The sequence below is a fragment of the Streptomyces sp. BL1 genome (assembly GCF_057628045.1).
This window is the reverse complement of record NZ_JBXYWZ010000002.1, coordinates 2,062,103-2,084,865: the sequence shown is the minus strand read 5'-3', so window position 1 is coordinate 2,084,865 and position 22,763 is coordinate 2,062,103. Positions and strand designations below refer to the sequence as shown.

At 71.7% G+C, this 22,763-nt stretch carries 23 protein-coding genes; 16 read left to right on the top strand and 7 right to left on the bottom strand.

Features of this window, described 5'->3' with window-relative positions:
• Positions 1-547: 547 nt before the first annotated feature.
• The 3 genes from AC3AGO_RS09350 to aceB form a co-directional block, all read right to left on the bottom strand.
• Positions 548-1,492 (bottom strand): hypothetical protein, encoded by a 945-nt coding sequence (locus AC3AGO_RS09350; RefSeq protein WP_487819681.1) that lies wholly within the window; start codon positions 1,490-1,492, stop codon positions 548-550.
• A gap of 213 nt (positions 1,493-1,705) precedes the next feature.
• Positions 1,706-1,987: a hypothetical protein gene (locus tag AC3AGO_RS09345; protein ID WP_487819680.1), complete on the bottom strand. Its 282-nt coding sequence runs from the start codon at positions 1,985-1,987 to the stop codon at positions 1,706-1,708.
• Between the two features lie 227 nt (positions 1,988-2,214).
• The gene (gene aceB / locus AC3AGO_RS09340) at positions 2,215-3,831 is read right to left on the bottom strand and encodes a malate synthase A (protein ID WP_487819679.1); all 1,617 of its coding nucleotides are present in this window, start codon (positions 3,829-3,831) and stop codon (positions 2,215-2,217) included.
• A gap of 357 nt (positions 3,832-4,188) precedes the next feature.
• Between aceB and AC3AGO_RS09335 the strand changes: the two genes are divergently transcribed.
• Positions 4,189-4,854: a DedA family protein gene (locus tag AC3AGO_RS09335; protein WP_487819678.1), complete on the top strand. Its 666-nt coding sequence runs from the start codon at positions 4,189-4,191 to the stop codon at positions 4,852-4,854.
• 7 nt (positions 4,855-4,861) lie between these two features.
• Here AC3AGO_RS09335 and AC3AGO_RS09330 read toward each other — a convergent pair whose 3' ends face one another.
• Positions 4,862-5,485, bottom strand: coding sequence for a nucleotidyltransferase family protein (locus AC3AGO_RS09330; protein ID WP_487819677.1), 624 nt, complete (start codon positions 5,483-5,485; stop codon positions 4,862-4,864).
• A 57-nt stretch (positions 5,486-5,542) separates the two neighbouring features.
• Positions 5,543-6,385, bottom strand: coding sequence for a sugar phosphate isomerase/epimerase family protein (locus tag AC3AGO_RS09325; protein WP_487819676.1), 843 nt, complete (start codon positions 6,383-6,385; stop codon positions 5,543-5,545).
• A gap of 153 nt (positions 6,386-6,538) precedes the next feature.
• Between AC3AGO_RS09325 and AC3AGO_RS09320 the strand changes: the two genes are divergently transcribed.
• Together AC3AGO_RS09320 and AC3AGO_RS09315 are read left to right on the top strand one after the other, a co-directional pair.
• On the top strand, positions 6,539-6,967 hold the full coding sequence (locus tag AC3AGO_RS09320; protein WP_487819675.1) for a MarR family winged helix-turn-helix transcriptional regulator: 429 nt from the start codon (positions 6,539-6,541) through the stop codon (positions 6,965-6,967).
• A 204-nt stretch (positions 6,968-7,171) separates the two neighbouring features.
• Positions 7,172-7,492, top strand: a complete 321-nt coding sequence (locus AC3AGO_RS09315; protein WP_487819674.1) for a DUF5955 family protein — start codon at positions 7,172-7,174, stop codon at positions 7,490-7,492.
• 161 nt (positions 7,493-7,653) lie between these two features.
• Here AC3AGO_RS09315 and AC3AGO_RS09310 read toward each other — a convergent pair whose 3' ends face one another.
• Positions 7,654-8,445, bottom strand: a complete 792-nt coding sequence (locus tag AC3AGO_RS09310) for an IclR family transcriptional regulator (protein WP_487819673.1) — start codon at positions 8,443-8,445, stop codon at positions 7,654-7,656.
• Between the two features lie 323 nt (positions 8,446-8,768).
• Here AC3AGO_RS09310 and allB point away from each other — a divergent pair, with 323 nt between their 5' ends.
• From allB to AC3AGO_RS09295, 3 genes are all read left to right on the top strand, one after another.
• A complete protein-coding gene (allB, locus tag AC3AGO_RS09305) occupies positions 8,769-10,112 on the top strand; it encodes an allantoinase AllB (RefSeq protein WP_487824587.1) in 1,344 nt (447 codons plus the stop codon).
• A complete protein-coding gene (alc, locus tag AC3AGO_RS09300) occupies positions 10,109-11,227 on the top strand; it encodes an allantoicase (RefSeq protein ID WP_487819672.1) in 1,119 nt (372 codons plus the stop codon). Before allB ends, alc begins: the two co-directional genes overlap by 4 nt.
• A 185-nt stretch (positions 11,228-11,412) precedes the next feature.
• On the top strand, positions 11,413-12,171 hold the full coding sequence (locus AC3AGO_RS09295) for a bestrophin-like domain (RefSeq protein WP_487819671.1): 759 nt from the start codon (positions 11,413-11,415) through the stop codon (positions 12,169-12,171).
• Between the two features lie 331 nt (positions 12,172-12,502).
• Here the strand turns inward: AC3AGO_RS09295 and AC3AGO_RS09290 are convergent, their stop codons facing one another.
• Positions 12,503-12,949 carry a hypothetical protein gene (locus AC3AGO_RS09290; RefSeq protein ID WP_487819670.1) on the bottom strand — a complete coding sequence of 149 codons (447 nt, stop codon included), beginning with the start codon at positions 12,947-12,949 and terminating at the stop codon, positions 12,503-12,505.
• An 863-nt stretch (positions 12,950-13,812) separates the two neighbouring features.
• Between AC3AGO_RS09290 and AC3AGO_RS09285 the strand changes: the two genes are divergently transcribed.
• The 10 genes from AC3AGO_RS09285 (at position 13,813) to AC3AGO_RS09240 (ending at position 22,566) form a co-directional block, all read left to right on the top strand.
• Positions 13,813-14,268 (top strand): guanyl-specific ribonuclease, encoded by a 456-nt coding sequence (locus AC3AGO_RS09285; protein WP_487819669.1) that lies wholly within the window; start codon positions 13,813-13,815, stop codon positions 14,266-14,268.
• A 206-nt stretch (positions 14,269-14,474) separates the two neighbouring features.
• Positions 14,475-15,404, top strand: coding sequence for a sugar kinase (locus AC3AGO_RS09280; RefSeq protein WP_487824586.1), 930 nt, complete (start codon positions 14,475-14,477; stop codon positions 15,402-15,404).
• A 119-nt stretch (positions 15,405-15,523) separates the two neighbouring features.
• Positions 15,524-16,180, top strand: a complete 657-nt coding sequence (locus tag AC3AGO_RS09275; protein WP_487819668.1) for a bifunctional 4-hydroxy-2-oxoglutarate aldolase/2-dehydro-3-deoxy-phosphogluconate aldolase — start codon at positions 15,524-15,526, stop codon at positions 16,178-16,180.
• Between the two features lie 62 nt (positions 16,181-16,242).
• The gene (locus tag AC3AGO_RS09270) at positions 16,243-16,740 is read left to right on the top strand and encodes a GNAT family N-acetyltransferase (protein ID WP_487819667.1); all 498 of its coding nucleotides are present in this window, start codon (positions 16,243-16,245) and stop codon (positions 16,738-16,740) included.
• Entirely contained in the window at positions 16,737-17,552 is an 816-nt protein-coding gene (locus tag AC3AGO_RS09265; RefSeq protein ID WP_487819666.1) for a class I SAM-dependent methyltransferase, read from the top strand. The genes AC3AGO_RS09270 and AC3AGO_RS09265 overlap by 4 nt, the downstream gene beginning before the upstream one ends.
• Before the next feature lie 90 nt (positions 17,553-17,642).
• Positions 17,643-18,398 carry a GntR family transcriptional regulator gene (locus AC3AGO_RS09260; protein WP_487819665.1) on the top strand — a complete coding sequence of 252 codons (756 nt, stop codon included), beginning with the start codon at positions 17,643-17,645 and terminating at the stop codon, positions 18,396-18,398.
• An 80-nt stretch (positions 18,399-18,478) separates the two neighbouring features.
• Positions 18,479-19,489 (top strand): sugar ABC transporter substrate-binding protein, encoded by a 1,011-nt coding sequence (locus tag AC3AGO_RS09255; RefSeq protein ID WP_487819664.1) that lies wholly within the window; start codon positions 18,479-18,481, stop codon positions 19,487-19,489.
• Positions 19,490-19,679: 190 nt separating this feature from the next.
• Positions 19,680-20,648, top strand: a complete 969-nt coding sequence (locus tag AC3AGO_RS09250) for a sugar ABC transporter substrate-binding protein (protein ID WP_487819663.1) — start codon at positions 19,680-19,682, stop codon at positions 20,646-20,648.
• Entirely contained in the window at positions 20,645-21,730 is a 1,086-nt protein-coding gene (locus AC3AGO_RS09245; RefSeq protein ID WP_487819662.1) for an ABC transporter permease, read from the top strand. The genes AC3AGO_RS09250 and AC3AGO_RS09245 overlap by 4 nt, the downstream gene beginning before the upstream one ends.
• On the top strand, positions 21,727-22,566 hold the full coding sequence (locus AC3AGO_RS09240; protein WP_487819661.1) for an ATP-binding cassette domain-containing protein: 840 nt from the start codon (positions 21,727-21,729) through the stop codon (positions 22,564-22,566). The genes AC3AGO_RS09245 and AC3AGO_RS09240 overlap by 4 nt, the downstream gene beginning before the upstream one ends.
• The last annotated feature ends 197 nt before the right edge of the window (positions 22,567-22,763 follow it).

Here is a 22,763-nt window from a genome sequence, read left to right as displayed (position 1 = left end):
AGCGGGGCGCGGGCCCTGTGCGGGGCAACCTCTCAACCGGGCGCGGGTCCCTGTGCGGGGCAACCCTCCTCGGGGCGCGGGCCCTGTGCGGGGGCAGCCCCTCAACGGGGCGCGGGTGCGCGTGCGTTGGGTGCGGGGTGCGTTCCCTGCGCGGGTGCGGTCCGGTGTGCCCGCCCGTCCCGCCCTCTGGGCGGACCGCCGCCCACACCTAGGTGGGCTGTTGCCCACACCAGGGTGGGGCGGGCCCCACACCGGGGCTGGGGGCGGGCCCCACACCGGGTGGGGCGCTGGCCGCACAGCGCACAGCGGGCCCAACTCCCCCTCCCACCCCCACCTTTGCGTGGTCGCGGGTGGGGGTGGGGGCGCAGGGGGCGCCCCGGGACAATAGAGCGTGATTTTCGGGCCGTGCACAGCCAATGAGGGCCCAGCCCGAACGGGAGGGGGAGCGCGGCCCGTAAATCATGCGTCCCGGGGTCCCCCGGAGCCACCACCCCCACCCCCGCACACCGACAAACCCGACCCCCACCCGCACCACGCTGACGCTACGTCACCCTTCACACAGCGTCGCAGACGTAAGCGCGCCGCCCGCCGCCTCGTCGTCCGTACCGACCAGGCCCTCGCCAGAGCCGCCCGGCAGGCACGCGAGGCCCTCGATCTTGTGGCCGGCGAACTTCTCCACCACGGACGGGTGTTCCGCGACGTCCAGCGTGACGTCTCCGGAGCCGCTGACGGAGACCTTCCCCGCCCGGTACACCGCGGAGTCGAACGGGCCGTTGTCGCCCGGGTCGGAGGCCGAGGAGGCCAGCACCGCACCCGAGTCGGTGATCTTCACGTCGGAGGCGTGCCGTACGTCCTTGGCCGGGTACGGCGCGCGGACCGTCCGGTGCGACACCGCGCCGAACGCCGCCTTGCCGCGGTCGTCGAAGGAGAGCGGCGCCGCGTACAGCGTGCCGGGACGGGTGTCCTGGCCGCGGTCGCCCCACACGGCCACCGTCCGCCCCCGCTGCGAAGTGAGCGCGAAATTCTCGATGTTGTCGCCCTTGCCGAGGCCCGGCAGGGTGAAGCTGGACTGCACCCGGACGGTGTTCCCGGTCACCGAAACGCGGTAGCCCACGCCCTCGCTGGCCACCGCGACGTAGCTGCCGCGCTGTCCGGGTACCGCGTCCAGCGCCTCCAGGTCGGCCGGTACGGGGCTGCCCGTCCACGTGAGCGGCCGTACCGAGGGCGCCGCGTCCGGCCGGTAGGTGACCTCGGCCATCCGGTTCTCGCCGGGCTTCTTGTTGTCCCGCACGATCAGCGCACGGACGGCGTCGCCCTGCCGGCCGGTGGCGACGATGCCGCTGACGCCGGAGGTCATGCCCTTGCCGACGCTGCGCCAGGCGGCGGCGGCCGAACTCTCCTCCGTGCCCTGGGCGTTGAGCGCGCCGGCCGCGGTGGCGGCGACGGCGAGCAGCGCGGCGGCGGCACCCGTCCATACGGTCTTCCGGGACATACGCGTGGCCTTCCGTTCCGTAGGTGTGACGCGCGTAGAAGCGCGAGTCCGCCGGAACGTAACGGCCGGACGCCGCCCGGGGCAATGGCCCGGCACACGTCGTACGACAGGGTTCTGCCCGCCGCGCCGCGCACGCTACCGAATCCGCAGCAACGCCTCCCGAAGCCGCGCCGCCACGCGATCCGAAGCCGCACCGTGCCGGCCGGAGCCGCGCTATCCGAAGAGGACCAGCGCGGCCGAGACGAAGGTGACGACAGCGACTCCGACCAGGAACGCGGTCATCAACTTCCGCTGCCAGGACATCGCACAGCGGCTGTGCGCGGCGCTGCCCGTCCGCCCGTACGGACCGTCCCGCCCCGGCGGCATGTACGGAGCCAGGTACGAATCCAGGTGCGGATCCAGGGGTCCCCGCGGCGCCTCCGCGTCGGGGTCGGAGCAGCCCTGCGGACAGCCGCGCGGGCTCTCGCCCTCCCGCCGCGGCGCTTCCTCGTCCATCCCGACTGCTCCCTCGTCTCCCCGTACTCGGCACAGCGTCTCCCCGTACTCGGCACAGCGGGCCCCCGTGCGCGGCACACCGGGCCCCACACCGGGCCCCGACGCGGCACACCGGTCACTCGTGCCACAGCGGCCATGTACCCGGAGGCCCATCGCAGCACACGAAGGGCGGCCCGCACACCGGTTCCCCGGTACGCGGGCCGCCCGGAACGGTGCGGCGCGAAGGCTCAGTCGAGCAGTTCGTACGCCGGCAGCGTCAGGAACTCCTCGTACTTCTCGTCGAGGGCGACGCGCAGCAGCAGGTCGTGCGCCTGCTGCCACTTGCCGGCCGCGTAGGTCTCCTCGCCCAGTTCGGCGCGGAGCGCGGACAGGTCCTCGGCGGCGACCTTGCGGACCAGGTCGGGGGTGACCTTCTCGCCGGTGTCGAGAACGATGCCGGCGTTGATCCACTGCCAGATCTGCGAGCGGGAGATCTCCGCGGTGGCGGCGTCCTCCATGAGGCCGAAGATGCCGACGGCGCCCAGGCCGCGCAGCCACGCCTCGATGTAACGGGTGCCGACCTGCACGGCGTTGACGAGCCCGTCGTACGTGGGCTTCGCGTCGAGCGTGTCGATGGCGATCAGGTCGGCCGCCTTGACGTCGACGTCCTCGCGCAGCTTGTCCTTCTGGTTCGGGCGGTCGCCCAGCACCTTGTCGAAGGACTCCATGGCGACCGGCACCAGGTCGGGGTGGGCGACCCAGGAGCCGTCGAAGCCGTCGCCGGCCTCGCGGTCCTTGTCGGTGCGGACCTTGTCGAAGGCGACGCGGTTGGCCTCGGCGTCCTTGCGGGACGGGATGAAGGCCGCCATGCCGCCGATGGCGTGCGCGCCGCGCTTGTGGCAGGTGCGCACGAGCAGTTCGGTGTAGGCGCGCATGAACGGGGCCGTCATGCCGACCGCGTTGCGGTCCGGCAGCACGAACTTCTCGCCCGCGTCACGGAAGTTCTTGACGATCGAGAAGAGGTAGTCCCAGCGGCCGGCGTTCAGCCCCGCGGCGTGGTCGCGCAGCTCGTAGAGGATCTCCTCCATCTCGTACGCGGCCGTGATGGTCTCGATCAGGACCGTGGCGCGCACGGTGCCCTGCGGGATGCCGCAGTAGTCCTGCGCGAAGACGAAGATCTCGTTCCACAGCCGTGCTTCGAGGTGCGACTCGGTCTTGGGCAGGTAGAAGTACGGACCCTTGCCCAGGTCGAGCAGCCGCTGCGCGTTGCGGAAGAAGTAGAGGCCGAAGTCGACGAGCGCGCCGGGCACCGGCTTGCCGTCGAGGGTGAGGTGGCGCTCGTCGAGGTGCCAGCCGCGCGGCCGCACGACGACGGTGGCGAGCTCACCGGCGTCCTTCAGGGCGTACGACTTGCCGGACTTCGGGTCGGTGAAGTCGATGCGGCGCTCGTAGGCGTCGGTCAGGTTCAGCTGGCCGCCGATGACGTTCTCCCACGTGGGGGCGGAGGCGTCCTCGAAGTCGGCGAGCCACACCTTCGCGCCGGAGTTGAGCGCGTTGATGGTCATCTTGCGGTCGGTGGGGCCGGTGATCTCGACGCGGCGGTCGTTCAGGGCCTCGGGTGCGGGGGCGACCTTCCAGTCGCCGCTGCGCACGGAGGCGGTCTCGGGGAGGAAATCCAGCGTGCTGGTGCGGGCGATCTCGTCGCGCCGCTCGCGGCGCTTCGCCAGCAGTTCGTCGCGGCGCGGGGTGAACCGGCGGGCCAGCTCGGCGACGAACGCCAGCGCCTCGTCGGTCAGCACCTCGTCCTGACGTTCCACCGGGGTCGCGTCGACGATCTCCAGCGGGGACGGCGCTGGTGCGGACATGGTGTGTCACTCCTTCAGCAGGGGCGGTGCCTGACGGCCGGCGGATGGCCTCCCGGCGGCCTCACGGCACGGGGTGCCGCCGGCCCAGCTGGGCTCCGGAATCCGGTCGCGGGCGCCGTCGTCGTTAGCGGGCGCTTCTGACCAGTGGAGAATAGTTTCCTCATGGTGGAACTTCAACGGTCTGTCGACATCGAGATATCTCACATCCCCTCCAGGGAACTTCGCTGTGGCGCAGGGTGCCACCCCTGTTACCGTGCGCCCCGGTCTGGCGCCGGGTACCCGCCGGTGCGGAATCCGCACAGCGGATTCCTTTACCTCGCCTTGGGGATTCACAGACCAACTCTCTAGAGTTCAGGCATGATCCAGGAATGGGCCACCGGCCTCATGAGCTCGCTCGGTGCCGTCGGGGCCGGCATCGCCATCGCGCTGGAGAACCTCTTCCCGCCGCTGCCCAGCGAAGTGATCCTGCCGCTCGCGGGGTTCACGGCGCAGCAGGGCGGGATGAATCTGATCGCCGCGATCGTGTGGACGACGGTCGGCTCCCTCGTCGGCGCGCTCGCGCTGTACGGCATCGGCGGCTGGCTCGGCCGGGAGCGTACGGTCGCGCTCGCCGCGAAGCTGCCGCTGCTGAAGGTCGCGGACATCGAGAAGACGGAGGCGTGGTTCAACCGGCACGGCACGAAGGCGGTGTTCTTCGGCCGGATGATCCCCATCTTCCGCAGCCTCATCTCCGTGCCGGCCGGCGTGGAGCGGATGCCGGTCACGGTCTTCCTGGTGCTGACCGGCCTCGGCAGCCTGATCTGGAACTCCCTGTTCATCCTTGCCGGTTACGCCCTGGGCAGCCAGTGGCACCGGATCACCGACTACGTCGGGGTGTACTCGAAGGTCGTGCTGGCCCTGGCGGTGCTGGCCGTGCTCGCGTTCTTCCTCGTACGGATGCTGCGCTCCGGCGGCGGCAAGCGGCGGCGCGCCCGGGGCGGCGCGGAGGAGGCCAGGGAGCCGGAGCGGGCCGGGCGGCACTGAGCGCCCCTCAGGGGGCGAGCCGGTCCAGATCGGCGGGGGTGTCGATGTCCTCGGGGGAGGCGATGTCGGCGCACTCGACGAGGGTCAACTCCTCGGCGTGCGCCCGCAGATAGCTCCGCGCCCCCTGGTCGCCCTCCGCGCCCCGCGCGATGCCCTGCCAGTGCTCGGCGCCGGCCAGCACGGGATGGCCGCGCCGCCCGCCGTAGCAGGCCGAGGCCAGGGTGCCGGTGGAGCGGCAGACCGCGCGCACCCGCGCCACCGCGTCCGCGCCGATGCCCGGCTGGTCGACCAGCGAGAACAGCGCGGCGTCCACCCGCTCGTCCGGCCCCTCCCCGTCGCGGGTCAGCGCGTCGAGCCCGCGGCGCAGTGAACCGCCCATCCCCGCCGCCCAGTCGGGGTTGTCCAGCAGGACGCAGCCGGCGAGATCGGCGCGCGCCGCCACCTCGGCGGAGGGCGCGGCGCCCAGCACCACGTACACCGGGGCGCAGCCGCCGTCCCGCAGCGCCCGCACGGCGTGCTCCACCAGCGGGCGTCCGAGGTGCGGCAGCAGCGCCTTCGGGCGGCCGCCGAGGCGGCGTCCGCCGCCGGCGGCGAGCAGCACTCCGGCGACCCGGGGAGCAGCAGTAGTCATGCCTCCTGCTTACACCACGGGACTGTCAACGGGCGGCAGCCCGGGGCCGGAAGAGCCTCAGCCCGGCGTCGGCAGGGCGTCCGCGAAGGCGTCGCGCAGGACGCGGGTCGTGGTCCTGAAGGCGTCCTCCGCCGTGGTGAACGGGCTCTGCGCGTCCAGCGAGTCCGACAGCACCTCGACGGCGACGGGGGCGCGTACACCGTGGTCGCGCAACGCGCGCAGCATGGGCAGCAGTTCGGCCGAGCCCTCGCCGGGCAGCAGCCGGTGGTGCCGGGCCTCGTCGCGCTGCGCCGCCATGGGGACGGGCAGGGTGTCGCACAGCTGCACGGCGACGATGCGGTCGGCCGGTACGGCGGCGAGCTCGTCCGCCGTGGTGTGTCCGCGCTTCCAGTGCCAGGCGTCGACGAGCACTCCCGCGGCGGGATGGCCGGCGGCCTCCACGAGCCGCCAGGCCTCGGAGAGGGAGGCGACGCCCGCGTACGGCATGTACTCCAGGGCGAGCGTCGTTCCCGCGTCGGCGGCCTGCTCGGCCGCGCTCCGCAGGCCGGTCGCCAGGGTGTCGAAGGGGTGCTGCTCGAAGCAGGTGGCGTGCACGCGGTCGGCGCCGAAGACGCGGGCCATGTGGAAGACGGTCGCGTCGGCCTCCGCCTCCGCCGTGCCGGCGTCCGGCGCGGCCCAGTTCCGCAGGAGTTCCACCTCGGCCACGCGGAGGCCGTGTTCCGTCAGCAGGTCCCGCATCCGCGCGTCGCTCCAGCCGCGCCGGCCGGCCTCCGCGTACTGCTCGACGGTCAGGCCGAGTTGCCGGAAACCGGCCGCCGCGGCGGCCTCCACCCGCGCGGCGAAACCCGCGGTCCGGAGGGTCAGTGCGCTGAGAGTGATCGGCTGTGCCTGCGTCCGCACGGTCCCACCTCACCTCTTCTTCCCTGTCGGCATGCCGCTCTGCCCGCATGCTCGTCCACTGCCACGATGGGCTCATTAAGAGTCCTAACGTTAACGCAGCTAAATAAGAGGCGGTACGGGAGATCCGCTGAGCGGACCGTAGGATCGGGAGCCATGGCGGAAACCGAGAACGCGGAGCTGGCGAACGAGCTGCGCCGGCGCATGGTCCGCATCGGGCACGTGGTGCGCCGCGAGACCCAGCCGCTTCCGGTGTCGCCGACACAGAGCGCGGTGCTCGGGCAGGTCTACGACGGTCCGCGGCGGATCAGCGAACTCGCCCGCGCCGAGGGCGTCTCACTGCCGAGCATGACGCAGATCGTCAGCCGGATGATGAAGCTGGGCTGGGTCAGCAGACCCGGCGGGGTCGCGCGCGGCAGCGAAGTGCTCATCACCAAGGAGGGGCGCGCGGTCTTCGAGGAAGTCTCCGTTGTGCGGAACGCCACTCTCGCCGACAAGCTCGACGCGCTCTCCGAGGAGCAGCTCCGGGCGCTGCGCGAGGCCCTTCCCTCGCTTGACGTGCTGTTCGGCACGCCCGGGCCCTGAATCGGGGTGTGCGCAGGGTGGTGCGGGGGTGGCGCAGTGTGGCGAATACGTTGCCAACTGCCGTTCCGGAAGGCAGAATTCACGACCTGAATCTCGCCCTCCGTGTGGCGCGGTGCGCGGAGCGTGGCGTTTAATGTCCTGGCCCTCCCGTGGCTGACCACCGTGCGGAGGAGTGGACGTTCATCGGTGTGGGGGAGAGCGGCAGTGGTGCGAAGCGAAACGGAGACCGCAGGGCGTGCGGTGGTGTCGGGCGGAGAAGATCCGCGCGTCGAGGCGCTGCGCCGCGCGGCGTCCCGGCTCAGGTCCGAACTGGACGCGTATCCGGCGGACTTGAGGGACCGGAGCGCGGCGGAGGAAGGGCTGACGACGCTCGACGCGATGGCGGGTACGGGTGCGCCCGAGGTGCCGGCGCTGCGGCACTCGCTGCTGCTCATAGCGGCGGCGGTCGGCTCGGTCAGTGCGCTTGCCGCTGCGCTGGCCGAGGTGCGGAAGGCCGTCGAGCTTTTTGGTGATCCGCCCCGCTGACGTTCGCCCCGGCGGGCCGTGGATGCTTACGTGTCGCGGCGTGGGGTGCGCGTGTGCGGCTTGCGCTGTGGGTTTGCGCAGTTCCCCGCGCCCCTTGTTCGCGCCGTTCCCCGCGCCCCTGATTGCGCCGTTCCCCGCGCCCCTTTCGGGGCGCGGGTTTCTTACGTTGTCGTGGAGTTGGCTAGGGCCTGGGAGAGGTCCACGGCCACCTCGTGGAGCAGCGGGACGAACTTGTCCGTGGCCGCGTCCGTGACCCGTCCCGCCGGGCCCGAGATGGACAGGGCCGCCGGCGTCGGGGAGTCCGGCACGGAGACCGCGATGCAACGCACCCCGATCTCCTGCTCGTTGTCGTCCACCGCGTAGCCCACCTCGCGGGCCTTCTCCAGCGCCTGCAGGAAGCCGTCCGCGGTGGTGATGGTCTTCTCCGTGGCGGCCGGCATACCGGTGCGGCCGAGCAGTGCCCGCACCTCGTCGGGCGGCGTGTGTGCGAGGAGCACCTTGCCGACGCCCGTGGAGTGCGGCAGCACGCGCCGCCCCACCTCCGTGAACATCCGCATCGAGTGCCGCGACGGCACCTGCGCCACGTACACGACCTCGTCGCCGTCGAGCAGCGCCATGTTCGCCGTCTCGCCGGTCTCCTCGACGAGCCGCGCGAGGTACGGCCGGGCCCAGGTTCCCAGCAGCCGGGACGCGCTCTCGCCGAGCCGGATGAGCCGGGGGCCCAGCGAATAGCGGCGGTTGGGCTGCTGCCGTACGTACCCGCAGGCGACCAGGGTGCGCATCAGCCGGTGGATGGTGGGCAGCGGAAGCCCGCTGCTGCCGGACAGCTCGCTGAGTCCGACCTCGCCACCGGCGTCGGCCATCCGCTCCAGCAGGTCGAAGGCGCGCTCAAGTGACTGCACCCCACCGGTGGGGGCGGGCGCTGTGGTCTTTTGCTCGTCGGACGGCGGCACGTCGCATTCCTTTCCTGCGGGTGGGGCGCATGCTACCGGCCGGCAGCGGAGCCCTCACGGGTCGTGGCGATGCGTAGTGGCCGGTCAGTGGGGGTTTGTCCGGAGATCGGGATCACCCTTGACGCCGTCAGTGGTCAGGAGAGACATTCTGTATGGCGAAACTCTACTTTCAATTCGTGGAATCCGCCAAGAGGTGAGGGTCTTGACTCCCCGTACGCGCGGATGAAGACTCGTTCAACAGAACGTTGAAGCCCTCGCGAAAAAGTTTCAGTGTGCCTGAAGACCGGCGCAACAGAAGAAGAGGAGGGGCAGCCTTGTCCGACGTGCCCGGAGCGGAAGTACTGCTGCGCTCGACCCGCGTCATCACCCCCGAGGGTACGTGTGCGGCCTCGGTGGCCGTCAGTGGCGGCCGGATCACGGAGGTGCTGCCGCACGACGCGGAAGTGCCGCCCGGAGCGCGCCTGGAGGACTTCGGCGACGACGTGCTGCTGCCCGGCCTCGTCGACACCCACGTGCACGTCAACGACCCGGGGCGGACGTCCTGGGAGGGCTTCTGGACCGCCACCCGCGCCGCGGCGGCCGGCGGCATCACCACCCTCGTCGACATGCCGCTCAACTCGCTGCCGCCCACGACCACGCACGACAACCTGCGTACCAAGCAGGACGTGGCCCGCGACAAGGCGCACATCGACATCGGCTTCTGGGGCGGCGCCATCCCCGGCAACGTGAAGGACCTGCGCCCGCTGCACGACGCCGGCGTCTTCGGCTTCAAGTGCTTCCTCTCCCCGTCCGGCGTCGACGAGTTCCCCGAACTGCCCCGCGAGGAGCTGGAGTCGGCGCTCGCCGAGATCACGTCCTTCGACGGGCTGCTCATCGTGCACGCCGAGGACCCGCACCACCTGGCGGCCGCGCCCCAGCAAGGCGGCGGCGAGTACGCGCACTTCCTCGCCTCCCGCCCGCGCGAGGCCGAGAACGACGCCATCGCGCTGCTCATCGAGCTGGCGAAGAAGTACGACGCGCGGGTGCACATCCTGCACCTGTCCTCCAGCGACGCGCTGCCGATGATCGCGCAGGCCCGCAGGGACGGACTGCGGCTCACCGTCGAGACCTGCCCGCACTTCCTCACGCTCACCGCCGAGGACGTGCCGGACGGCGCCACCGAGTTCAAGTGCTGCCCGCCCATCCGCGAGAAGGCCAACCAGGACCTCCTCTGGCAGGGCCTCGCCGACGGCACGATCGACTGCATCGTCTCCGACCACTCGCCCTGCACGGCCGACCTGAAGACCGGCGACTTCGGCACCGCCTGGGGCGGCATCTCCTCCCTCCAGCTCGGCCTGCCCGCGATCTGGACCGCCGCACGCGAGCGCGGCCACAGCGTCGACGACGTCGTCCGCTGGATGTCCGCGGCGCCCGCGCGGCTGGTCGGCCTGGACGGCCGCAAGGGCGCCATCGCCCCGGGCCTGGACGCCGACTTCGCCGTCCTCGCCCCCGAAGAGACCTTCACCGTGGACCCGGCCGGGCTCCACCACCGCAACCAGGTCACCGCCTACGCCGGGCTCACCCTGCACGGCGTCGTGCGCTCCAGCTGGCTGCGCGGCGAGCGGATCGCCGACCACGGTGAGCCGACACAGAAGACCGGACGACTGATTGAGAGGGACACCGCATGACCGCGGGGATATCCAGCTTCACCGGTGACGCGAGCCCGTACGGAGGCGGCGACCCGTACGCCGACTACCGCACCGCGGACTTCCCCTTCGCGCACCTCGCCGACCTGGCCGACCGCCGGCTCGGCGCCGGAGTCATCGCCGCGAACGACGAGTTCTTCGCCGAGCGGGAGAACCTGCTCAAGCCCGGGCGCGCCGAGTTCGACCCGGAGCACTTCGGTCACAAGGGCAAGATCATGGACGGCTGGGAGACCCGCCGCCGCCGCGGCGTCTCCGCCGACGTACCGCACCCCACCGACGACGACCACGACTGGGCCCTCGTACGGCTCGGCGCCCCCGGCGTCATCCGCGGACTCGTCGTCGACACCGCCCACTTCCGCGGCAACTACCCCAAGGCCGTCTCGATCGAGGCCACTTCGGTCGACGGCTCGCCCTCGCCCGAGGAGCTCCTCGCCGACGACGTGAAGTGGACGACGATCGTCCCGAAGACCGACCTCGGCGGCCACGCCGCCAACGGCTTCGAGGTGACGACCGAGCAGCGGTTCACGCACCTGCGCGTCAACCAGCACCCCGACGGCGGCATCGCCCGGCTGCGCGTGTACGGCGACGTGGCGCCCGACCCGGCGTGGCTCTCCGCGCTCGGCACCTTCGACCTCGTCGCGCTGGAGAACGGCGGCGCCGTCGAGGACGCCTCCGACCGCTTCTACTCGCCGGCCACCAACACCATCCAGCCCGGCCGTTCGCGCAAGATGGACGACGGCTGGGAGACCCGCCGGCGCCGCGACAAGGGCAACGACTGGATCCGCTACTCGCTGACCGAGCAGGCGCAGATCCGCGCGGTGGAGATCGACACCGGTTACCTCAAGGGCAACTCCGCCGGCTGGGCCGGGCTCTCCGGCAAGGACGGCGAGAACGGCGAGTGGGTCGAACTGCTGCCGCGCACCCGCATGCAGCCCGACACCGTGCACCGCTTCCTGCTGGACGACGCGCCGGCCGTGACGCACGTACGGATCGACATCTACCCGGACGGCGGGATAGCCCGGCTCCGGCTGCACGGCTCGCTGACCGAGGAGGGCGCGCGCCGCCTCGCCGCGCGCAACCAGGAGCTCGGCGGCTGACCTTTCGTCAAGCTCCGGGCGTCAGGCCGGAGTTGACCGACAGTGGCCGGGGGAGCGGAACACCCCCGGCCACCGTCAATTTTGCACCGCGACTTGCCCTCGACAGAGTGAGTGCGGGGTGCAAGTAGCCGCTGTGACGGGGACAGTTCGCAGAGGAACTCCCCCGGATGGCGGAAGGCTGCCGCGTGCGCGAAATTCTGACTGCTCTGTCCCTCGTGCTGATCGTGTCCGCGGCGGTCGCCGCCGTGTACCGCTGGCATCAGCACCGCAACCCCAGACCGGCCGACGACGACGCCGCCGTCAGCACCGTCGAGTACGCGACCATGTGGGTCGGCGTGCTGTACGCCATCATGCTGGGCCTCGCCGTGGTCGCCGTCTGGGAGGCGCGGGGCGGCGTCTCGGACAACGTGCGCGACGAGGCGGTGGCCCTCCAGGAGGTCCAGGAGACCGCCGACATGCTGCCCTCGGCGCACCGCTCCGCCATCGACTCCTCGCTGGAGCGCTACGTGCGCAGCGTCGTCGACGACGAGTGGCCGAAGATGCGCGACCAGGACCGGATGGACGCGCAGAGCGAGGCGCGCTTCCAGCAACTGCGGCATGTGGTCTCCGACTTCGAGCCGAAGACGGCCAAGCAGATCACCGCGTACACGACGCAGACGAAGCAGATGGGCGACGTGACGGCGGCGCGCGCGGTCCGGACGGACGACGCGGGCGCGGGCGGCGAGATGTCGCCGATCCTCTGGATCGGCGTCCTCATCGGCGCGGTCATCACGGTCGCCTTCGCCTTCGCCTACCCGACCAACCGGGGCTGGCGGCAGGTCGCCGTCGTCACCACCATGGTCGCGATGATCGGCTACACGATCTACATCATCTGGACCATCAACCAGCCCTTCGGCGGAGCGATGCCGGTCGAGCCCGACCAGCTCCAGGCGTTGTTGGGCTAGCCGCGGGGGCGCGCTTTGCGGGGGCCCCGTGTGCCGCTTCGGGTGCCCCGTGCGGGGGTTGGGCGGCTGCGGCCCGCGCTGTGGGGCTGCGCGGTTCCCCGCGCCCCTTGCGGGGCACGTGTGGGGCGCTTCGTGGGGTGTGTCGCGTGCGTCGGTCCGTGTGCCCCGTGCGGGGGTTGGGCGGCTGCGGCCCGCGCTGTGGTTCGCGCAGTTCCCCGCGCCCCTTACGGGGCACGTGCGGGGCGCTTCGTGTGGGGGGTGGGCGGCTGCGGTTGGTGTTGTGGTTCGCGCGGTTCCCCGCGCTCCTGTCTCGGCGGGTCCTCGCTGTGGGTCAGCGGCGGCGGGAGCGCATGCTGCCGAAGACGGCCGCGGCGAGGACGGCGGGCAGCATCACCACGAGTACGGCTGACGACATCCCCATCTCCGACTCCTCCGGCTTGCGGTCCTCCTGCGGGGGCGGCGTGAACAGCCGCGCGGCGGGCTTCTTGTGGGGCGGCTCCTTCGCGGGCACGGGCGCGGGGGCCGCCGCCCGCACCGGCGGCTTCTTCGCGGGCACGGCCCGTACGGGATCCGGCGCGGGCTTCTCGGCGGCCGGCTCCGGCGGCTCCGGCTTCGGGGGCGCCGGCGTGGGCTCGGGGGACGGCGGCTTCGTCCGGGGCAGGGGTGCCGGCGCCGGTGCGGGGGAGGGCTCCGGCGGGACCGGCGCGGGCCGGCAACCGTTCTGGAACTCGACCTTCTGGTAGGACGATCCGCCCCGGTGTTCCACACACATCCGCATCGCCCCCAGCCCACCCCCCTTCGGCCACTCCACGGACACCCGACTCCAGCCCTCGCCACCGGAGGAGGACACGGAGGCCGAACTACCCGGCGGGACAGGGGTGTTGGAGGAGGAGATGTGGCCGGTGCCCGTCGAGTGCGGCCGGGAGACCCCCGGACCGCCGGGCGGCACGGGCGAGCCGGAGAGGGCGGAAGCCGAAGCCCCGGAGCGGGCGGTGTCGGCGGAGGGCGAAGAGCCGGCTCGGGTGGGGGAGTTGGAGGGTCCGGTGCCGAGGGTCCCTACGTGACCGGCCGACCCGGAACGGAAACCATCTGAAGCGCCGGTAAGAGCCAACGAGTTGGGGCCTGCCGCGGCCGAGGCGCCCGGCGATGCAGGCGAGCCGGAGAGGGTGGAAGCCGAAGCCCCGGAGCGGTCGGCCCTGGTGGAGGGCGAACTGCTGGGCGGGGCAGGGGCGTCGGAGGCTCCAGCAGGGGCGGCGGCTGAGAGCAGCACGGCGCCCAGCAGCACTGCCACCGCCGCACGCTGCGTTCCCCCGGGGGCCAACTTCCGGGTCCTCGCCCGGGAATGCGGGTCGGAAAGGGGTTGGGGGTCGGAACGGGCCGCGCGCTTCGGGGCTCCGGGGGGTGCGCCCCGGAGGCCCGGTCGGGGAGACGGGCCGGGAGGGGTGGGGCCGGGGTGGGGCGGGGGAGAGGGCATGGGGGCATCGTCGGGGCGTAGCCCCGCTCCGCGCCGCCGTACGTGCAGGTATTCCGCCTTCCGGGGGACGCCACACGCATGCGCGGCGGACCGCGCGTACGTGAACGGCCGGAAAAATCCCCCGAGTTGACATTGACATGGCGTCTACGCGCGTCACCATATGAGGCATGAGATTCCCCCCACGAATCACACGTATCGCCGCTGTCGCGGCACTCTCCGCAAGCCTCTTCGCGGGCGGCACGGCCTTCGCCACCGCCGGCCCCGACGCGGCGCCCACCACGGCCTCCACCTCCGCACCCGCCGCCGACTCCCTTGCGCGGCAGAGCAGTTCCGCCGAGGTCGGCAAGATCTGCTACAAGAAGCTGCCGGCGGAGGCCCACGACACCCTCGACCTCATCGAGAAGGGCGGCCCGTACCCGTACCCGCAGGACGGCACCGTCTTCGACAACCGTGAAGGCATCCTGCCCGACCAGCAGCAGGGCTACTATCACGAGTACACCGTGGAGACGCCCGGGTCCGACGACCGCGGGGCCCGGCGCATCGTGACCGGTGACAAGAAGCAGGAGGACTACTACACGGCCGACCACTACGAGTCCTTCGACGCGGTCGACCACAGCTGCTGACGGGCCGTCAGGAGGCCTGACGCCCCAGGGACGTTCCGCCGTCCCCGCTTCCGGCGCACGGAGGCGGGGACGGCTCTTGTTCGCCCCTGGGGGTGGCTTTGTCAGCCGGAACGGGTAACGTTCCCCACAGAGAGTGATATTGGCATGCCACTTGTGGGGAGATACGGGTGACAAACGGACCGGAAGCGGTCACTTGCGGTGAAGCCATGCTGTTGATGCTGGCCGAGCCCGGCATCCCGCTGGACCGTGCGTCCGGCTTCCGGCGGTCCGTCGCGGGAGCCGAGTCCAATGTCGCGCAGGGCCTGGCCCGGCTGGGCCACTGGGCCCGCTGGATCGGCCGCGTCGGCGACGACCCGGCGGGCGAGGCGGTGCTGCGCGAGCTGCGCGCCGACGGAGTCGACGTCTCCTGCGCCGAGATGGACCCGGAGGCTCCCACGGGGCTGCTGCTGCGCGACAGTCATCCGCGCCGCCCCATCGACGTGCAGTACTACCGCAAGGACTCGGCCGCCTCCCTGCTCGGCCCCGAGCACGTGCCGGCCGAAGCCCTCGGCGGCGCGCGCGTCGTGCACGTCTCGGGCATCACGCCGATGCTCTCCGAGTCGGCGGAGCGCGCCACTTGGGCACTGGTCGAGCGGGCGAGAGCGGCAGGGGCCGCGGTGTGCTTCGACCCCAACGTGCGCAGCAAGCTCGGCACCGGACACGAGTGGATACGGACGGCCGGACCGCTGCTGCGGGAGGCCGATCTCGTGCTCGCGGGGGAGGACGAGCTCGAACTGCTGCTGGGCGGCGGCGCGGAGGAGTGCGCCAAGGCGCTGCTCCAGCTGGGCCGCGCCCGCACGGTCGTGATCAAGCGCAGGGACCGTACGGCGGTGGCGCTCACCGCCGAAGAGCGCCTGGAGCAGCCGCACTTCGAGGTGCCGGCGGTCGATCCCGTCGGCGCGGGCGACGCGTTCGCCGCGGGCTGGCTCTCCGCGTGGCTGCGCGGCCGGGACCCGCGGCGGGCGCTGGCCGAGGCCGCGTGCGTCGCCGCGCTCGTCGTACAGGCCCCCGCGGACACCGACGGACTGCCCACGGCGGCCGCGAGGGACAGGGCGCTCGCCACGCTCACGCAAGGGAGCGATACGGTACAGCGCTGAGCACAACCGGAAACGTACGGCAGAACCGAACAAGCACGCCGGTGCCTCGCATACCGCGGCACCGCATGCGCACGGACCCGAGGCACTTGTGACGAGGACAAGAGAGGCGGCGAACTGCCGTGTACCGCTGGGAGATAACCCGCGCCGCGCTGGAACAGCGCGTCTTCGCCATCGTCCGCAGCGACAGCTACGAACGTGCGACAGCGGCCGCCGACACCCTGCTCGGCGCGGGCATCACCAGCCTGGAGATATCCCTCACCACTCCGTACGGCCTCGACGCCATCGCCACGCTGCGCCGGGAGACCGGTGACGACTGCGTGATCGGCGCCGGCACCGTGCTGGACGCGGCCAGTGCCCGGCTCGCCGTCGACGCGGGCGCCCGCTTCCTGGTCTCGCCGAGCCTCGACGCCGAGGTGATCCGTACGGGACACCGGTACGGCGTGCCCGTCTTCCCCGGCGTCGCCACCCCCACCGAGATGGTCACCGCGCTCGAACTCGGCGCCGACGCACTGAAGCTGTTCCCCGCATCGGGGCAGAGCCCCCGCTGGCTCAAGGACGTGCTGGCCGCCCTCCCGCAGGCCGCCGTGCTGCCCACCGGCGGCGTCACCGTGGAGAACGCCCCCGAGTGGATCGCCGCGGGAGCCGTCGCCTGCGGCATGGGCTCCGCCCTCGCCGAAGGCGACCGGGAGACCGTCACCAAGCGGGTCACCGAGCTGCTGCAGCGGCTGGAGGACGCGGTTCCGGCGCCGCCCTCGTCCCGGGCCCGCCGCCGGTGACCCGGCCGGGAACGCCCGCCGGGGCGCTCCCCCTCCGGGCGGTGCCGCTTTAGGGTGTGCGGATGCGGATCAGCGAGTGCCGGGAAGAAGACGTCGTCCTCCTCGACCAGCACATGCCTTTCCTGAGCGCCGGGGCACAGCACCGCAGCAGATTCGACCGGCACCGGTCCGGCGCCACCACCCTGCTCGTCGCCTGGCGCGACGGACTGCCCGTCGGCAGCTGCGAGCTGCGCTGGGACGGCTGCGAGGCCCCCGAGGTGCGCTCGGCGCACCCGGACTGCCCGGAGGCCAACGGCATCGGCCTGTGGCCGGAGATCCTGCGTTCCGAGGGGCTGGCCGGCGCGCTGCTCCGGGCCGCCGAGCAGTGTGCCGCGGAACGCGGCCGCACCCAGCTCGGCCTCGGCGTGGAGAAGAACACCCCGCGCGCCGAGGCGCTTTACAAACAGCTCGGCTATCTGCCGTCCGTGCCGTATCTCGACTGCTGGTCGTACGAGGACGGCGAGGGGCGCACCCACCGCGTCGCGGACGCCTGCACCTTCATGGTCAAGTCGCTGTCGTGAGCGCCCCGTCCGGACCGTCGCAGCCCTTCGACGCCGCGCTGAGCGCCTGGCGCGACTGGCAGGCCACGCCCTGGGGCCGGCTGCGCTACGTCGTCGCAGCGGCCAACCTCGCCCGGTACACGGGGCCGTTGGGGCCCGGCCCGCTGCGGGTGCTGGACCTGGCGGGCGCCGACGGAGGGGACGCGCTGCGGCTCGCCCGGGACGGCCACCACGTCACCGTCGTCGACTACGCGCCGGGCATGCTCGCCGCCGCCCGGGACCGGGCCCGCGAGGCGGGGGACGGTACGGCGGACCGGCTGGAGACGGTCGAGGCGGACGTGTTCGACCTGCCGCGCGCCATCGCCCGCGAGACGTACGACGTCGTGCTCTGCCACAACCTGCTGCAGTACCAGGACGATCCGGAACCCGCGCTGCGTGCCGCAGTGCCGCGCGTCCGGCCCGGCGGGGTGCTCTCCGTCATGGCGGTCAACCGGCACGCGACACCGCTCGGCCTCGCCGTACGCGACCTCGACCCGGCCGCCGCGCTCGCGGCCCTCGGCCAACGGCACGTCCTGGCCCACACGTTCGGCACGGGGATGACGCTGCACACGGCGGAGGAAGTGATCCCGCTGCTGTCCGCGCTCGGCTGCACGGACATCGAGCACTGCGGCATCCGCAGCGTGAACGACCACATCACCGACGACGCGCGCAAGGACGACCCGGACTTCTACGCGGCGCTGGAGGCGCTGGAGCTGGAGCTGACCGGCCGGCACCCGTACCCGCACACGGCGAAGATCTTCCAGCTCCTCGCGAGCCGCCCCGCGGCGCGCTGAGCAGCGGCCCGTGACACTGGGGCCCAGGTTTTGTCAGGACAACCGAACCTGGCGTTTCCCCGGGGCGGTGCTGGGGGCTACGCTCCACGGGTGACCAAGAATGATCCCGTCGACCTCAAATTCAGCGTGGACCGCGCCAGTCCGGTCCCGCTGTACTTCCAGCTCTCGCAGCAGCTCGAGGCAGCCATCGAGCGCGGCAAGCTCGCACCCGGCAGCCTCCTCGGCAACGAGATCGAGCTCGCGGGGCGCCTCGGACTGTCCCGGCCCACCGTGCGGCAGGCCATCCAGGCGCTGGTGGACAAGGGGCTGCTGGTGCGCCGCCGCGGGATCGGCACCCAGGTGGTGCACAGCCAGGTCAAGCGCCCCCTCGAACTCAGCAGCCTCTACGACGACTTGGAGGCCGCCGGGCAGAAGCCGGCCACCCGCGTCCTGGTGTACGACACCGTCGAGGCGACTCCCGAGGTGGGGGCCGCGCTGGGGCTCGCCGCCGGCACCGAGGTGCGGCGCGTGGAGCGGCTGCGGATGACGCACGGCGAACCGATGGCGTACATGCGCAACCACCTCCCGCTCGAACTGCTGGAGGCGGACGGCGCCGAACTGGAGGCCACCGGCCTCTACCGGCTGCTGCGCGGCACCGGCATCACCCTGCACAGCGCCCGGCAGTCGGTCGGCGCGCGCTCGGCCACGGCCGAGGAGGGCGAGCTGCTGAGCGAGCCGGAGGGCGCGCCGGTGCTCACCATGGAGCGGACCACGTACGACGACACCGGCCGGCCCGTCGAGCACGGCTCGCACCTCTACCGCGCCTCGCGGTACGCCTTCGAGTTCCAGCTGCTGGTGCGCCCGTAGGCAGCCGCCGCGGGCGTAGCGGCGGCTGAATGTTCGGACAAAACATTGACGCAGGCATGCCGCCCGGCTAGAACTCCGCCATGGTGCTTCGGCGTTCGGCACGTACAGTCACCGTCCTGGTCACCGCAGTCGTCCTCGGCGCGGTGAGCGCGGGATGCAGCGGGTCAGGCGGCAAGGAGTCCGAGGACAAGGGCGACGGGGGAGCCGGGGGAGGCAAGGGGGTCAGTACGCCGCGCATGACGGTCGCGATGGTGTCGCACTCCGGTGAGGGCGACACGTTCTGGGACATCGTGCAGAGCGGCGCGAAGGACGCGGCCCGCAAGGACAACGTGGAGTTCGACTACTCGAACCACAAGGAGGGCGGCCAGCAGGCGCAGCTCGTCCAGGCGGCCATCGACAAGAAGGTCGACGGGCTCGTCGTCACGCTCGCCAAGCCCGACGCGCTGAAGGGCGTCCTCAAGAAGGCGGTGAAGGCGGGCATCCCCGTCGTGACCATCAACTCCGGCGGACAGTTCTCCGCGGGAGTGGGCGCCCTCTCGCACATCGGCCAGGACGAGACGGTCGCCGGCGAGGCGGTCGGGCGGGAGCTGAACCAGCGCGGCAGGAAGCAGGCGCTGTGCGTCATCCACGAACAGGGCAACGTGTCCCTGGAAGAGCGCTGCGCGGGTGCGAAGAAGACCTTCAAGGGGAAGGTCTCGACCCTCAACGTGGACGGCACCAACATGCCCGGCGTGCAGTCCTCCGTGGAGGCGAAACTCCAGGCCGACAAGGGAATCGACACGATCGTCACGCTCGGGGCCCCGTTCGCCGCGGCCTCGGGGAAGGCGAAGGAACGCGCGGGCAGCACCGCGGAGATCGACACCTTCGACCTCAACGCGCAGGTCGTGAAGGAGCTGAAGGCAAAGAAGATCGGCTTTGCGGTGGACCAGCAGCCGTATCTCCAGGGGTACGAGGCGATCGACGCGATCTGGCTGCACCGCTACAACGCCAACGCCCTCGGCGGCGGGAAACCCGTCCTGACCGGCCCGGAAATCGTCACGGAAAGGGACGTACCACGGCTGGAGAAGTACACGGAGCGCGGGACCCGGTGACCGCTGCGACGAGCCCGGTGACGGATACTTGTGCGGAGATCCGCTGCGATAGCCGGAGCAAACACCTCTCCGGCGGACGCCGCGGATCACGCACAGAGCAGCACCATCCGCACCGAGAGGGCAGAACCGCGTGTCCACGCTGGAGAGGTTCCGCAGGAGCCGGACCGCCGTACGGGCGACGGGAGCCGTCATGGCGGCAGTGATCGCGGCGACGCTCGCGGGCTGCAGCAGCACGGGCGGCAAGCGCGCCGAGGAGAAGGCGGACGCCGGCGTCTCCGCGGGCGGCAAGGTGGACACCCCGCGCTGGAAGGTGGCCATGGTCACCCACTCCGGGGACGGCGACACGTACTGGGACATCGTGCAGAAGGGCGCCGAACAGGCCGCCGCGAAGAACAACATCGAGTTCCTCTACTCGCACGACAAGGAAGCCGGCCGGCAGGCGCAGCTCGTCCAGACCGCCATCGACAAGAAGGTCGACGGGCTCGTCGTCTCCCTCGCCAAACCCAGCGCGCTCAAGGGCGTCGTCGAGAAGGCGGTGAAGGCGGGCATCCCCGTGATCACCATCAACTCCGGCCAGGACGAGTCCAAGTCCTTCGGCGCGCTCACCCACATCGGCCAGGACGAGTCGACCGCAGGTGAAGCCGTCGGCCGCGAACTCAACAAGCGGCACAAGAAGAAGGCCGTCTGCATGCTCCACGAGCAGGGCAACGTCGGCCACGAGGAACGCTGCCGCGGCGTGCGGAAGACCTTCGACGGCAAGGTCGAGGACCTGTACGTGGACGGTACGAACATGCCCGGCGTGCAGTCCTCCGTCGAGGCCAAGCTCCAGTCCGACCAGGCCGTCGACTCCGTCGTCACCCTGGGCGCGCCCTTCGCGCCCACCGCGGCGAAGGCGGCCCAGGACGCCAACAGCGACGCCGAGGTCGACACCTTCGACCTCAACGACCAGGTGGCGACGGGCCTCAAGGACGGTTCCATCGGATTCGCCGTCGACCAGCAGCCCTACCTCCAGGGGTACGAGGCCGTCGACCTGATGTGGCTGCACCGCTACAACGCCGACATGCTCGGCGGCGGCAAGCCCGTACTGACGGGCCCGCAGATCCTCACGAAGAAGGACGCCGCCACCCTGCAGGAGTACACGAAGCGAGGGACCCGATGACGGCCGGAACTCCGGCATCCACACCCGCCCCCGCCCCGGCACCGGAGGGGGACGGAAACGGCGGCGGCGACGAGAGACTCGTACACCGCTCGCTCGCCCGGCGGCTGCTGGGCCGCCCCGAACTGGGCGCCGTCGTCGGCGCCGTCGCGGTGTTCGTCTTCTTCTCGTTCGCCGCCGAGAGCTTCCTGCGCGCGTCCAGCCTCTCCACCGTGCTGTACGCGTCGTCCACGATCGGCATCATGGCGGTGCCGGTGGCGCTGCTGATGATCGGCGGCGAGTTCGACCTGTCGACCGGCGTCATGGTCACCTCCTCCGCGCTGATCTCCTCGATGTTCAGCTACCAGATGACCGCCAACGTGTGGGTCGGCGTGCTCGTCTCGCTGCTCCTCACCCTGGCCATCGGGTTCTTCAACGGCTTCATGCTGGTGCGGACGAAACTACCGAGCTTCATCATCACGCTCGGCACGTTCCTGATGCTGACGGGCCTCAACCTCGGCCTCACCAAGCTGATCAGCGGCACCGTGTCCACCAAGGGCATCGAGGACATGGAGGGCTTCGAGTCCGCGCGCGTGCTGTTCGCCTCGCAGCTCACCCTCGGCAGCGTCGATCTGCAGATCACCGTGATCTGGTGGCTGGCGCTGATCGCGCTGGGCACCTGGATCCTGCTGCGCACCAAGGCCGGCAACTGGATCTTCGCGGTCGGCGGCGGCGAGGACACGGCCCGCGCCGTCGGCGTCCCCGTGGCCCGTACGAAGATCGGCCTCTATCTGGGCGTCGCGCTGGGCGCGTGGATCTCCGGGCAGCATCTGCTGTTCAACTACGACGTCGTGCAGTCCGGCGAGGGCGTCGGCAACGAGCTCATCTACATCGCCGCGGCCGTCATCGGCGGCTGCCTCCTCACCGGCGGCTACGGCTCGGCGGTCGGCGCGGCCGTCGGTGCCTTCATCTTCGGCATGACCAACAAGGGCATCGTGTACGCGCAGTGGAACCCGGACTGGTTCAAGTTCTTCCTGGGGGCGATGCTGCTGCTCGCCACCCTGCTCAATCTGTGGATCCGCAAGAGGGCGGAGGCGAGCCGATGAGCACCCCCGAACCGAAGACCGCCGACGAGGCCGCACCGCTGGTCGCGCTCGACGAGGTCAGCAAGTTCTACGGCAACATCCGCGCGCTGGAGGACGTCTCGCTGGAGGTGCGCGCCGGGGAGATCACCTGCGTGCTCGGCGACAACGGCGCGGGCAAGTCCACCCTCATCAAGATCATCGCGGGGCTGCACCGGCACGACGCGGGCAGCTTCCGCATCGACGGCGCCGAGACCCGCCTCGGCTCCCCGCGCGAGGCCCTGGACCGCGGCATCGCCACCGTCTACCAGGACCTCGCCGTCGTCCCGCTGATGCCGGTGTGGCGGAACTTCTTCCTCGGCTCCGAACCGACCGTGGGCCGCGGCCCGTTCCGGCGGCTCGACGTCGCACAGATGCGCCGCACCACCCACGAGGAGCTGGCGCGCATGGGCATCGACCTGCGCGACGTCGACCAGCCCATCGGCACGCTCTCCGGCGGCGAGCGGCAGTGCGTCGCCATCGCGCGCGCCGTCCACTTCGGCGCGAAGGTGCTCGTGCTCGACGAGCCGACCGCCGCGCTCGGCGTGAAGCAGTCCGGCGTCGTCCTCAAGTACGTGGCGGCCGCCCGGGACGCCGGGCTCGGCGTGGTTCTCATCACGCACAACCCGCACCACGCGTACCTCGTGGGCAACCGTTTCGTGCTGCTCAAGCGCGGCACCATGGCCGGCAGCCACCGCAAGGAAGACCTCGCCCTCGACGAGCTGACCAGGCAGATGGCGGGCGGCAGCGAGCTCGACCAGCTCAGCCACGAGCTGGAGCGGGCCCCCTCGCCGCACCTCGGCGGTGGGGTCGCCGACTGACCGTGCCGCACCCGCCGCGTGCGCGCGCCCGTACACGCGGGTAAGGCACAATCGGCGACGCGGGCCCTCCCGGACCGGCACAGACCGGACACGGTCGGGCCCGCAACGACCTGACCAGTCACCACGCAAGAGACGAGAGGACCGTTGCGCGCAGCTTCGCGGAGTAGTCGGCCGAGGCGCCCCCGTACGAAGGGGGC

Bases quoted from the DNA above. Each gene is read 5' to 3' on its own strand.
- AC3AGO_RS09240 (WP_487819661.1), top strand. From the start codon at position 21,727: ATGAGCACCCCCGAACCGAAGACCGCCGACGAGGCCGCACCGCTGGTC.
- AC3AGO_RS09250 (WP_487819663.1), top strand. From the start codon at position 19,680: ATGGCGGCAGTGATCGCGGCGACGCTCGCGGGCTGCAGCAGCACGGGC.
- alc (WP_487819672.1), top strand. From the start codon at position 10,109: ATGACCGCGGGGATATCCAGCTTCACCGGTGACGCGAGCCCGTACGGA.
- AC3AGO_RS09345 (WP_487819680.1), bottom strand. From the start codon at position 1,987: ATGGACGAGGAAGCGCCGCGGCGGGAGGGCGAGAGCCCGCGCGGCTGT.
- AC3AGO_RS09290 (WP_487819670.1), bottom strand. From the start codon at position 12,949: ATGCGGATGTGTGTGGAACACCGGGGCGGATCGTCCTACCAGAAGGTC.
- AC3AGO_RS09285 (WP_487819669.1), top strand. From the start codon at position 13,813: ATGAGATTCCCCCCACGAATCACACGTATCGCCGCTGTCGCGGCACTC.
- AC3AGO_RS09245 (WP_487819662.1), top strand. From the start codon at position 20,645: ATGACGGCCGGAACTCCGGCATCCACACCCGCCCCCGCCCCGGCACCG.
- AC3AGO_RS09330 (WP_487819677.1), bottom strand. From the start codon at position 5,485: ATGACTACTGCTGCTCCCCGGGTCGCCGGAGTGCTGCTCGCCGCCGGC.
- AC3AGO_RS09255 (WP_487819664.1), top strand. From the start codon at position 18,479: ATGGTGCTTCGGCGTTCGGCACGTACAGTCACCGTCCTGGTCACCGCA.
- AC3AGO_RS09280 (WP_487824586.1), top strand. From the start codon at position 14,475: ATGCTGTTGATGCTGGCCGAGCCCGGCATCCCGCTGGACCGTGCGTCC.
- AC3AGO_RS09335 (WP_487819678.1), top strand. From the start codon at position 4,189: ATGATCCAGGAATGGGCCACCGGCCTCATGAGCTCGCTCGGTGCCGTC.
- aceB (WP_487819679.1), bottom strand. From the start codon at position 3,831: ATGTCCGCACCAGCGCCGTCCCCGCTGGAGATCGTCGACGCGACCCCG.
- AC3AGO_RS09320 (WP_487819675.1), top strand. From the start codon at position 6,539: ATGGCGGAAACCGAGAACGCGGAGCTGGCGAACGAGCTGCGCCGGCGC.
- AC3AGO_RS09350 (WP_487819681.1), bottom strand. From the start codon at position 1,492: ATGTCCCGGAAGACCGTATGGACGGGTGCCGCCGCCGCGCTGCTCGCC.
- AC3AGO_RS09270 (WP_487819667.1), top strand. From the start codon at position 16,243: ATGCGGATCAGCGAGTGCCGGGAAGAAGACGTCGTCCTCCTCGACCAG.